Here is a 12,506-nt window from a genome sequence, read left to right as displayed (position 1 = left end):
TTTTTCTCTTCTTGGTTTTGGACTATTTGTTGGAGTGCTTCTTTTGTGATTTGTTTGTCCAAATCTTTTCGATCGGTATTATATTGTTCAATTTCGGAGGCAAATTGTTGTGCTTGCTCAAAATCAAATTCGGTCAATAATTCTACTGCATGATTTCCATGTTTGATACGGCCTGCGGCATTGATTCGTGGAGCAATTATAAATACAACATCAGTAATGTCGAGTGTTTTCTTTTTTATTTGATGTATTAATGCTTTAATTCCAGGTCTTGGTTCCGCATTAATTACCTGTAATCCGAAATAAGCCAACACACGGTTTTCACCGGTCATCGGTACAATGTCGGCCGCAATTGCAGTGGCTACCAAGTCAAGATACAAAACCAAGTCTTCAATAGTTTGGTTTCTATTGGCTCCTAAAGCCTGAATAAGTTTGAAACCTACGCCACAACCACACAATTCATCATAAGGATAATTGCAATCTTCGCGTTTTGGATCCAAAACAGCAACGGCTTCTGGTAAAAATGTTCCTGGTCTGTGGTGATCACAAATGATGAAATCAATGTTTCGCTCTTTTGCGTAAGCGACATGATCTATGGATTTTATACCGCAATCCAAGGCAATGATGAGTGAAAATCCGTTATCATCGGCAAAATCAATTCCCGCGTATGAGATACCGTAACCTTCGTTATAGCGATCTGGAATATAAGTGGCAATGTTAGGATAATAGCTCTTCAAATATGAAGAAACAAGAGATACAGCGGTGGTTCCATCGACATCATAATCACCGAATACGAGAATGTTTTCTTGGTTTGCGATGGCTTTCTCAATGCGTTCTGCGGCTTTGTCCATGTCCTTCATTAGGTAAGGATCATGCAGGTCGTCTAAACTTGGCCGGAAAAAAAGTTTGGCCTGTTCAAAAGTTTCAATCCCTCTTTGTATTAATAAAGCAGCGACAAATTCTTCTACATTCAAAGCTTGGGCTAGGTGCTTTATTTTTTCTTCTGCAGGTTTTGGCTTAAGTGTCCAACGCATTTTTTATGGCAGTTTTAGGGTACTAATTTTTTGTATTTAATGAAATGAGCATGATTTTAAATTGGTCGTAAACACTAATGATGATATGCGAATTACATATGACCAATAAAAATAAATGAATATCTACATGTGAAATAAAACTATTTCAAAAGCAATGCTTCTCCTTCGAATTGTATTCCGTCCCAACCTGTTTTCATGAAGTTGCGAATGTTTTGGTGATTGGTTCCATTTGGATCTCCTAGAACTTCCTCAAAATAATAAGCTCCAAAACAAGCCAAAGTTTCAGCAACAGATAATTTTTGCAATAGCGCAAAAGCAAATAATTTGCAAGATCCTGAGTTTTCTCCAGCGGCATTATATTGTTCACCATTTTTAAACGCGGTTGGCGTAAAAGTGTAGTTTTCTTCTATTGTTGCAATTGTTTCTGCAAATGTTATGATTGTTGGAGTTTGTTTTAGTTTGTCTAAAAAGGTATTAATGCTCATATTTGTGTATTTATTCTTCTTCTTTTTGAAATTTATTTTTCTTGGCTTCTTTTACAATTGTTTTTCCTGCAACTACTACGACAATTTCACCACGAGGAGCTGTTTTTTCAAAATGTGTCAGGACTTCGCGGGCAGTTCCCCGAACATTTTCTTCATGCAGTTTTGATAATTCTCTGCAAACACAAATGGTGCGGTCTTCACCAAAATAGGTAATAAATTCGGCTAAAGTTTTGACTAATTTATGTGGGGAAACATACAGAATCATCGTGCGGGTTTCCTCTGCAAGTTCCATATACCGGGTTTGTCTTCCTTTTTTTTCCGGGAGAAAACCTTCAAAAACAAATTTGTCATTAGGTAAACCGCTATTGACCAAAGCAGGTACAAAAGCAGTTGCACCAGGTAAACATTCTACAGCAATTCCGTTTTCGATACAAGCGCGAGTAAGCAAAAATCCGGGATCGGAAATCGCTGGTGTTCCTGCATCCGAAATTAAGGCGATGTTCTCGCCAGCTTTCAATCTAGAAATTACATTCTCGATTGTTTTGTGTTCGTTATGCATGTGATGACTGTGCATGTGTGTGCCAATCTCAAAATGCTTGAGTAATTTACCACTCGTTCTAGTGTCTTCGGCAAGGATTAAATCTACTTCTTTAAGAATCCTAATGGCCCGAAAAGTCATGTCTTCGAGGTTGCCAATAGGAGTAGGGACTATATATAATTTTGACATTTTTCTTGCTTAAAAGAGAGGATTTAATAAAATATAAAATGAGTAAAGTTGAAATCACTAAAACGATAAGAATTTTTTCTCTATGATTTCCATAAAACGATTTTCGTAATCTTCTTTTCCTTCCCAATTATTGTAATCAGGTTTTACCATTTCGTCAATAAAAGTTTTGGTTTCAGTAAAAGTATCAAATGTGATGAGTTGATTTACTACGCGATTGTAATCTTCATTGTTTCCACCAAAAAGATGTTTAACAAAAGCAATTCGATCGTTTAATCCAATGTTGATTTCTTTTCCTAATTTATCATTCAAGGTAATCGTTTTGGGTTCTGTTTTTTCTATCGTCGTTTGCGAAGCATTTGAAATGGGTTCTTTTTGAAAATCAAAGGAAGGAGCTGGTTGGGTAGAATCTGATTCTTGTTTTTTATCAGAAGGAGACACTTTTACAAAATCAGGATCAGTATATTTTCCACCAAGTAGATCATCAAAAGATATTTGGACTATTTCCTTTTTCTTAGAAGATTCTAACTTTGCAGTTTCTATTGGTTCAACAATTGATGTAGCAATTGGTTCAATTTCTGTTTCTTCCAGAACGAACATTGGCTTCTCAATTGGGGTATCTTCTTCTATTTTTTCAGAAATAATGTCTTCGGATTCTTCTGCCACAGCCAAAAGTTCAGAAGTAATTGAAGTTGGAACTTCTTCGCTTGCAGCAATGACTTCTTCCAATTCAATTTTGCTATCTTCTTCCTTTACTTCTTCAACTTCAATAGGAGCGATAGTTTTGTCCTCAATAATTTCAACCACAGGAGTTTCTTCTATGGTGGTTTTGGTAATTGATGGAGGTCTTTGAAATTCAGGAACCGCTATGTTTTCGAAAAATTCTTTCATTTTTTCTACAACTTCAGCTTGACCAATGGTGGGCTTTGGCTCTCCAAAATGTTCTTCCACAAATCGTAAAACTGCTAATTTTTCATATAATTTTTGTGTTTCCAAAAAAAGCTGATTGATGTCAGATTTATTTTTAAGTTGTAAAATTCTATGAGCAATGCTGATTAAGTCGGCTTCCAATTTTTTTTTCATGGCTTCTGAAATTATAATGAATATGGCTTTATATAAAATTGTTCTTTGTTTGTAATAGGTGGCGAGGTATGAATTTCTTTTTTCTTTTTTATTATCTAAATAAGACCTCTCAAATTTTCGATTTGATAAAAATTATCTACTTTTGAAACGAGGTAAAATTGAGTTTACCCATGCGATTTATTACCGTTACAAAGTAATAAAAACTATTCATTTTTTAAGCTAGAAAAATATAAAATGTTTCTCGAAAACACAGTAAATCATAAAGAGCAGTTTGGTTGGATTGAAGTTATTTGCGGCTCAATGTTTTCGGGGAAAACCGAAGAACTCATTCGCAGGTTAAAAAGAGCACAATTTGCCAAGCAAAAAGTAGAGATTTTCAAGCCCGCAATCGATACTCGATATCATGAGGAAATGGTGGTGTCCCACGACAGTAATGAAATTCGCTCTACACCCGTTCCTGCAGCGGCTAATATTGCGATTTTGGCACAAGGCTGTGATGTCGTTGGTATTGATGAAGCGCAGTTCTTTGATGACGAAATTGTGACGGTTTGCAACGACCTTGCCAATCAAGGAATTCGTGTCATTGTTGCCGGTTTGGATATGGATTTCAAGGGTAATCCTTTTGGACCAATGCCAGCGCTTATGGCAACAGCCGAGTATGTTACCAAAGTGCATGCAGTGTGTACCCGAACAGGAAATTTAGCGAATTATAGTTTTCGAAAGACGGATAATGATAAACTCGTAATGCTTGGTGAAACCGAGGAATATGAACCATTGAGTCGCGCTGCCTATTATCACGCGATGAGGAAAGATGACAAAAACAGCGAGAGTCATAAACCCAATAATAAAGACTAAGATTGAATTTAAATATTGTAAATATTGAAACTGTCCTAAATTCGAAATGGAATGGAAATCCGGCGGGAAAATCTATTGATAACATTTCGATTGACAGTCGTTCTTTGCAAAATAATGACAAAACACTTTTTTTTGCATTAGTTGGAACCAATCACGACGCTCACATATACTTAAAAGATTTAATTGGTAAAGGTGTTCAGAATTTTGTGGTAACCCACATTCCAGATGGTCTTGAATCAAAAGCCAATTTTTTGGTTGTCAAAAATACTCTGGAAGCTTTACAGCAAATTGCTGCCCATTATCGAAGCCTTTTTTCGTTTCCAATTATAGGAGTGACAGGAAGCAACGGAAAAACAATCGTAAAAGAGTGGCTAAATTTCCTACTGAGTCCCGATTATAATATTATCCGAAGTCCTAAAAGTTATAATTCCCAGGTTGGTGTTCCGTTGTCGGTGCTTGCTATCAATGAAAAGCATAATCTGGGTATTTTTGAAGCCGGAATTTCGACTGTTTCAGAAATGGATAAACTGGAGAAAATCATTCAGCCAACGATTGGAATCTTAACCAATATAGGATCTGCCCACGATGAAGGGTTTAAAAATCTGGAAGAAAAAGTCAAAGAAAAAATGCTGCTTTTCCAACATTCGGAGGTAGTGATTTATCAAAAAAATAATGGTGTAGAGCAATTTATTCTTCCAAAAACTAAAGTTATTTCTTGGTCTTTTACGGATACTACTGCTACAGTTTTTGTGTCCAAAAAAGAACACACTCACGAATATGCACTTATTGAATATACTTATAAAGAGAATATTTCGATCTTGAAAATTCCTTTTGTGGATGATGCTTCAGTCGAAAACGTGATTTCGTGTTTATTGGTTTTGTTGCATTTGGAATACGATGCCAAAACCATTCAAAACCGAATCGAATTATTGTACCCGATAGAAATGCGTTTGAAAGTAAAAAAAGGAATTAATAATTGCAGTCTTATTGACGACAGTTATAGTTCCGATTTTCAATCTTTAAAAATAGCATTGGATTTTCTTGAAAGTCAAAAACAACATCAGAAAAAGACGGTTGTGCTTTCGGATATTTTTCAAAGCGGATTGTCGAATGAAGTTTTGTATTCTAAAGTGGCGGAGTTGATTATTTCTAATGACATCAGCCGTTTTATTGGAATTGGCGAAACGATTTCAACATTGGAAAGAAAGCTTCCCAACGCCATTTTTTTTAAAGATACCAATGAATTTTTATTGCATTTGGAACAATTGAATTTTGAAAATGAAACCATTCTAATAAAAGGAGCGAGATCTTTCCAGTTCGAAGAAATTGTGGCAGCATTTGCCGAAAAAACGCACGAAACAGTTCTTGAAATCAATCTGAATGCAATAAGCCATAATTTTAATTTCTTTAAATCAAAGCTAAAACCCACTACCAAAATGATGGCGATGGTAAAAGCGTTTGGTTATGGAAGCGGAGGATTTGAAATTGCAAAATTACTGGAACATCACAAAGTAGATTATTTGGGAGTGGCTTTCGCCGATGAAGGAATTTCTTTAAAAATGGCAGGCATCAAATTACCCATTATGGTTTTGAATCCTGAAAACACCAGTTTCCCGGCTATAATTCAGCACCAATTGGAACCTGAGATTTATAGTTTGAAAGGATTGAATGCTTTCTTGAAAATTGCAGAACAAAAGAAACTAAAAGATTTTCCTATTCATATTAAGATGGATACCGGAATGCATCGTTTGGGTTTTGAGGCGAATACAATTGATGATTTAATAGGAACTCTGAAAGGAAACTCAACAGTCAAAGTGCAGAGTATTCTATCGCATTTGGCTACAAGTGATGATTTGCAACACAAAGATTTTGTACAGTATCAAATTAGTTTATTCGAGAAATTATCTTCAAAATTAATGAGTGAATTGTCAATTACTCCGATTCGCCATATTTTGAACACCTCTGGTATTAGTAATTTTCCACAGGCACAATATGATATGGTTCGTTTAGGAATCGGTCTTTATGGTGTTTCTAATGATTCGGAAGAACAAAAATATCTTGAGAATGTGGGAACTTTAAAATCCATTATTTCCCAAATCAGAACGATTCAATCTGGCGAAAGCGTAGGTTACGGTAGACGATTTATGGCAAGTAGAGAATCAAAAATTGCCACAATTCCAATTGGTTATGCAGACGGAATTGCCAGAAGTTGGGGGAATGGAATTGGATTTGTAACGATTAAGAATAAAAAAGCAAGCATTCTAGGAAGCGTTTGTATGGATATGCTTATGGTTGATGTGACCGAGATTGAATGTAAAGAAGGAGATTCTGTCGTGATTTTTGGCGAAAGCCCGACCGTAACTTATATGGCGGAACAATTGAAAACAATCCCTTATGAAATCCTTACGAGTATTTCGCAACGGGTAAAACGCGTTTTTTATAGAGAATAATAGTATTTTGTTTCCCAAAATTGAGTATATTCGTTATATTATAAACCAACCAAAATCAATACATTATGGGATTTATCAGTGATTTCAAAGCCTTTTTGATGAAAGGCGAAATAGTGAATTTGGCAACAGCGGTAATCGTTGGAGGAGCTTTTGGAAAAATTGTCACCTCTTTTACAAATGACGTTTTGATGCCGCCAATAGGACTGGCATTAGGAAAAGTAGATTTTAAAAACCTAAAGATTGTTCTTCAGGATGGCATTCCGGCTGTTATGGAAAATGGAACGGAAAAAGTGCCCGCTATTGCAGAAGTAGCCATTAATTACGGCTCTTTTATTCAAACTGTTTTTGATTTTGTTATCATAGGTTTTTGTATTTTTATGGTGCTGAAAGCTTATGAAAAAACCAAAAAGCAAGAAGCCGTGGTTGAAGCTCCACCTGCTGGACCAACACAGGAAGAATTGCTTACCCAAATTAGAGATTTGCTGAAGAAATAATACCGCTCTACACTATATATTCTAACTAAACCACTCTATAAATGGGTGGTTTTTCTATTTTGTTTAATTTATAACAATTTGTTAATTTTTGTGAATGCGCTTGTTATGTTTTGAATATTACATACTTTTGTACTTCAAAATTAAAATATACATTTTTATAATATACATACGATGAGAATAGCAGTTGTAGGAGCTACCGGAATGGTTGGCGAAATAATGTTGAAAGTATTGGCAGAAAGAAATTTTCCTGTAACCGAATTAATTCCTGTTGCTTCTGAGAAATCAGTTGGAAAAGAAATTGAATTTCAAGGAAAAAAATACAAAGTAGTAGGAATGCAAACAGCCGTTGATATGAAAGCGGATATTGCATTGTTTTCTGCTGGTGGAGGAACATCATTGGAATGGGCTCCAAAATTTGCTGCTGCAGGGACTACAGTTATTGATAATTCATCAGCTTGGAGAATGGATCCAACCAAAAAATTGGTGGTTCCGGAAATCAATGCAAGCGAATTGACAAAAGAAGATAAAATCATTGCAAATCCAAACTGTTCGACTATTCAAATGGTATTGGCTTTGGCTCCATTACATAAAAAATACAATGTAAAACGTGTTATTGTTTCTACTTACCAATCCATTACGGGAACAGGAGTAAAAGCCGTTCAGCAATTTGAAAACGAAGTTGCCGGAGTAAAAGGTGATATGGTTTACAAATACGAAATTAACCGTAACTGTATTCCACAATGTGATGTTTTTGAAGATAACGGATACACAAAAGAAGAGATGAAATTGGTTAAAGAAACCAAAAAAATCTTAAGTGATGATTCAATTAAAGTAACTGCTACAGCTGTTCGTGTGCCAGTTGTTGGTGGTCATAGTGAAGCGGTAAACGTTGAGTTCAGTAATGATTTTGATGTAAGCGATGTAAGAACTCTTTTGAGCCAAACTGATGGTGTAACGGTTCAAGATAATTTGGATACTTTCACTTATCCTATGCCAAAATATGCTGAAGGTAAAAATGACGTATTCGTAGGACGTATTCGTCGTGATGAAAGCCAAGCAAACACTTTGAATATGTGGATTGTTGCCGACAACTTGAGAAAAGGAGCAGCAACAAATACCATTCAAATTGCAGAATATTTAATTGCGGCAAAATTGGTTTAATCCATTTTCAGATATTTAATTTATAAGAAAACTACAACTTTAAGAGGTTGTAGTTTTTTTGTTTTCATACCTTTGCGGTGATGAAAAGGAAACAGCTCATATTTAATCTTTCTTTGGTTGTTGCAGTATTGTTCTCAATAGTGTTTCAATCAGTTGATAGTATTAGCCATTTACAAGAAAAATTTTCTGAAAAAACCTGTCATCACACCTATAATTCCAGTTCAGAGTTTACCCACCAACACCACGGTTTTGACCATTGTTTTGTTTGTGAATTTGGATTTAGCAGTTTTGTAACACCAATAAATTATTCCTACGCATTCTTCGCTGGGAACTGGAAAATACCCTACTTTTTTGCAACTATAAAAAGCGTTTTTTCGTTTTCAGGTAGCTTGTATTCCCATCGCGGCCCCCCAAATTGTATATAAATGACCCTGTTTATCCCTCACTTCGTAGTAATCTACAGATAAAATTATCTAGGAGCGAAAGAATAGGCTTTATTAGTAAACATCGTTCCTGCTGTCCGCTATATTGCATCTCATAGAAAAAATGAGATTGAATGCCGCTTCCATCAGGGCTAAAAAGCCAGCATAGTCCATTTTTGGAATTAATGCATTCAATGGCTCTTGGTTTATGTATAATTTTAATGTGAGTCTGGTTTTATTCGGGTTGTTCGTTTTTAAATCAAACATATTTAGAGGCTGCTTTCATAAGAGATTTTGTCAGTAGTTCTATTATTCACAAAACATTTTCAATCATTTGTTGCCTTTTTATAAAGGACTTTGATTGGAACAATACAGATATTCAAATGAAAAGATATATAGTGGCTCTATTGCTAGGGCTTACCACTTTTTTACAAGCACAAAACTCCATAAGTGGAAAGGTAACAGACTCCAAAAACAATCCTTTGGCTGGAGTTGTCGTTGAAGCATCCGAATTGCATAAATCAACCAAAACGGATCAAAACGGTATGTATACTTTGACGGAACTCCCAAGTGGACAGTTAACGCTTGTATTTTCATACGTAGGATTTTCAACCCAAGATAAAAAGATTGAAAAAGCACAAAATACTCAGACACTTGATGTCGTTATGGACGAATTGGCTTTTCAGATGGATGAGGTTATTGTATCCACTCCTTTCTCCAAATTACAATCTCAAAACGTGATGAAAGTAGATCGCGAAAGCGTCAAATCAATGCAAGAAAAAGGGAGTGCCACTTTGATAGAAGGATTGGCCACCATTCCTGGAGTATCACAAGTTTCTACAGGGACATCAATCGGAAAGCCCGTAATTCGAGGATTGAGCGGAAACCGAGTGTTGGTCTATACTCAAGGTGTTCGACTAGAAAATCAACAGTTTGGAGACGAACACGGTTTGGGATTGAACGATTCTGGGGTAGAAAATGTTGAGGTTATAAAAGGTCCAGCATCTTTGCTTTATGGTTCCGATGCATTGGGAGGGGTTTTGTTTTTTAATCCCGAAAAATTTGCTTTGGCTAATACTTTTCAAGGGGATTTTGGACAACGATTGTTTTCGAATACTCTTGGTGCGAGCACAACTTTAGGATTGAAAACATCTACCGATAATTGGAAATACCTTATCCGTGGAGCCTACAACACTCAATCAGATTATAAAATTCCAGATGGTGACCGTGTTACTAACACACGTTTTCAGGAAATGGATTTCAAAGCAGGAATAGGGTACAGCAATGCCAAGTTTTCAAGTACTTTGAGATACAATTACAACAATCTGGATGTTGGAATTCCCGAAGATGGAATTGCTGACCAAACCACAAGTAAGAAAACAACTTTTCCAAAACAAGGTGTTTTCAGTAATTTACTCTCTTTGAATAACACGCTGTTTTTTAGCGATTCAAAATTGGATGTGAATTTAGGTTATATCAAGAATGACCGAAGCGAGTTTGAAGACAGTAACATTGCTGTTTTGCATATGATTTTAAACACATTTGATTATAATGTCAAATACTATTTGCCAAAGCTAGGTAAAGTAGAAAGCATTTTTGGTGTTCAAGGAATGTCCCAAGAAAATAAAAATTTAGCTGATGAGTTTTTAATTCCAAATGCAACAACAAATGATTTTGGCGTTTTTGGAACAGGGATTTACAATTGGGGTGACAATTCCTTGCAGGGAGGTCTTCGCTTTGATTACCGCCATTTAGTTTCCGAAGAGCACGGAGTTGTTGGCGAAGAAGGATATTTTGAGGCACTTGATAAAAACTATGACAGCTTCAACGCCTCGTTGGGATATAAAACGAATTTTGCCAAGGCTTTGTCTTTTCGTTTGAATGCCGCAACAGGATTCAGGGCACCAAATTTGGCTGAGTTGTCTTCGAATGGCGTTCACGAAGGTACTTTTCGTTATGAAATAGGAAATCCTGATTTAAAAACCGAGCAAAATCTGCAAACCGATTTGGATTTGGAATATAAAAGCACCCATTTTGAGTTTAGTGTGAGTGGTTTTTACAATCATATTAACGATTACATTTATTCGTCACCATCTGGGGTAGAAATTGATGGATTTAAGGTGTATGATTACATTCAGAATAATGCCAATTTGTATGGAGGAGAAGTCGCTTTGCATATTCATCCGCATCCTTTGGATTGGTTGCATTTTGAAACCAGTTTTGAAACTGTTACTGGAAAATTACATGATGGCGGTTATTTGCCACAAATTCCGGCTAACAATTGGGACAACACCCTAAAAACTGATTTTGTAATTGGAAAATGGCTTGAGGATGCTTTTGCTACTTTAAATGTTTCTACTACTTTCAGTCAGGACAAAGTAAGCGGTTATGATATTTCTTCGGATGGTTATACCTTATTGAATATGGGTTTTGGAGGTAAAGTAAAGTTGGGTGAAATGGCTTTTGACCTAAATCTGAATGGGAATAATTTGTTCAACAAAACCTATATCCCGCATTTATCTCGTTTGGCCACTTCGGGAATACCCAATCTGGGAAGAAACTTTGTTTTAGGAGTTGCGTTTAAATTCTAAGTTTAAATTTTCTCAAAATAATAAGCCCCAATAGCAAATTATTATTGGGGTTTTATATCAATTTTTTTTACTTTATTATTTTTAAATAAGGCTCATAATCAGAAAGCTCTACTTCATTAAGTCAAATAGTTTTTTTTTGGGGCAGCACTATCAGTTCTTGTAAAGTCAACTTTTTTTGGTCTGTTTTTTGATTTAATAATGATCAGTGATTTTGTGTTAACGTATTTTAGGAAGGTACATAATGAATAATAAAGGAGACTCATTATTTAGGAGTCTTTTTTTATATGAAAAGTTTTAGTATTTTTGATTGAAATCAAAACCTACTATTGAAAAAAAATTGCTACATATTATTCTTATTTCTAGCTTTTTTCATTGGATGTACCAATAATAAAAGCAACAAAAAAAATTCGCCATCTTCAGAAGATAGCCTATCAACTTATCTTACTTTAGCAAATGACGAGCATTTGCCATATGGTTTCAAAAAAAAATACAATCAAAAAGCATTATCTATTATTCTGAATCAGAAGGATGATTCAATTAATAAAGTCAATCTTTTTAAAGTAGCCAATCGCTATTATAATATGAATGATTGGCAAGGTTATCGCGAAACTTCTAATCTCATTTTAGAGCGTTCTAGGAATAAAGATGATTTTGCTAATATGGCTAAAGCCTACACTTATTTAGGTGATTATTATAGCACGAAAGATATTTCCGATAGTGCATTTTATTGCTATTTTAAAGCAGAAAAGCTTTATCTTAAAACCAACAACAATTACGATCTGGCTAAAACACGAATTAGTAAAGCGAACTTACGATACAATCAAAATGATTTTTTTGACAGTGAAATAACAATTTTTAAGGCATTAAGAGTTCTAAAAGGAGAAAATGCAAATGATTTACTATATGAATCCTATAATCTTTTGGGTATTTTATACAATGAAAGAGAGGAGTACAGCAGAGCATTAGAATATCATAACAAAGCATTAGCTGTTATTGATAACCAGTCTATTCCATTAGTATTGCAATTTAAAGCTTCTTCCTTAAACAATATTGGCTATGTGTATTTGAGTTTGAAAAATTACAAACAGGCCAAAAAATATTTTGAAAGAGGATTGAAAGAAGAACATTTGTTTGAGGACAAACCTAAACTATATGCTATGTTATTGGATAATTTGGCTTATTCCAAATTCAAACTTAAAGAATCCGAAGG

At 35.1% G+C, this 12,506-nt stretch carries 10 protein-coding genes; 6 read left to right on the top strand and 4 right to left on the bottom strand.

Annotation, left to right across the window (positions count from 1 at the left end; all coding sequences use genetic code 11):
• From VFS71_RS09680 to VFS71_RS09665, 4 genes are all read right to left on the bottom strand, one after another.
• The coding region (locus tag VFS71_RS09680; protein ID WP_326400981.1) for a single-stranded-DNA-specific exonuclease RecJ at positions 1-1,031 on the bottom strand (1,031 nt) is incomplete at its 3' end.
• 140 nt (positions 1,032-1,171) lie between these two features.
• A complete protein-coding gene (locus tag VFS71_RS09675; protein WP_326400979.1) occupies positions 1,172-1,516 on the bottom strand; it encodes a HopJ type III effector protein in 345 nt (114 codons plus the stop codon).
• 10 nt (positions 1,517-1,526) lie between these two features.
• Entirely contained in the window at positions 1,527-2,243 is a 717-nt protein-coding gene (gene rsmI, locus VFS71_RS09670) for a 16S rRNA (cytidine(1402)-2'-O)-methyltransferase (protein ID WP_326400978.1), read from the bottom strand.
• Positions 2,244-2,300: 57 nt separating this feature from the next.
• Positions 2,301-3,323, bottom strand: coding sequence for a hypothetical protein (locus VFS71_RS09665; RefSeq protein WP_326400977.1), 1,023 nt, complete (start codon positions 3,321-3,323; stop codon positions 2,301-2,303).
• A gap of 234 nt (positions 3,324-3,557) precedes the next feature.
• On the opposite strand from VFS71_RS09665, the gene VFS71_RS09660 reads away from it, so the two are divergent.
• The 6 genes from VFS71_RS09660 to VFS71_RS09635 form a co-directional block, all read left to right on the top strand.
• Positions 3,558-4,178, top strand: a complete 621-nt coding sequence (locus tag VFS71_RS09660; protein WP_077376037.1) for a thymidine kinase — start codon at positions 3,558-3,560, stop codon at positions 4,176-4,178.
• 2 nt (positions 4,179-4,180) lie between these two features.
• Positions 4,181-6,628 (top strand): bifunctional UDP-N-acetylmuramoyl-tripeptide:D-alanyl-D-alanine ligase/alanine racemase, encoded by a 2,448-nt coding sequence (locus VFS71_RS09655; RefSeq protein ID WP_326400976.1) that lies wholly within the window; start codon positions 4,181-4,183, stop codon positions 6,626-6,628.
• 65 nt (positions 6,629-6,693) lie between these two features.
• Complete coding sequence (gene mscL, locus VFS71_RS09650; protein WP_326400975.1) at positions 6,694-7,122, top strand: large-conductance mechanosensitive channel protein MscL; 429 nt, start codon at positions 6,694-6,696, stop codon at positions 7,120-7,122.
• Positions 7,123-7,293: 171 nt separating this feature from the next.
• Positions 7,294-8,283, top strand: a complete 990-nt coding sequence (locus tag VFS71_RS09645) for an aspartate-semialdehyde dehydrogenase (protein ID WP_326400974.1) — start codon at positions 7,294-7,296, stop codon at positions 8,281-8,283.
• Between the two features lie 805 nt (positions 8,284-9,088).
• The gene (locus tag VFS71_RS09640) at positions 9,089-11,296 is read left to right on the top strand and encodes a TonB-dependent receptor (RefSeq protein WP_326400973.1); all 2,208 of its coding nucleotides are present in this window, start codon (positions 9,089-9,091) and stop codon (positions 11,294-11,296) included.
• 326 nt (positions 11,297-11,622) lie between these two features.
• Positions 11,623-12,506, top strand: an 884-nt coding sequence (locus VFS71_RS09635) for a tetratricopeptide repeat protein (protein ID WP_326400972.1), incomplete at its 3' end; no start/stop codon positions are given.

It is taken from the genome of Flavobacterium sp. (assembly GCF_035760125.1).
GTDB lineage: Bacteria > Bacteroidota > Bacteroidia > Flavobacteriales > Flavobacteriaceae > Flavobacterium.
The sequence above is the reverse complement of the archived record's forward strand: the minus strand, read 5'-3'. Positions and strand labels throughout refer to the sequence as shown.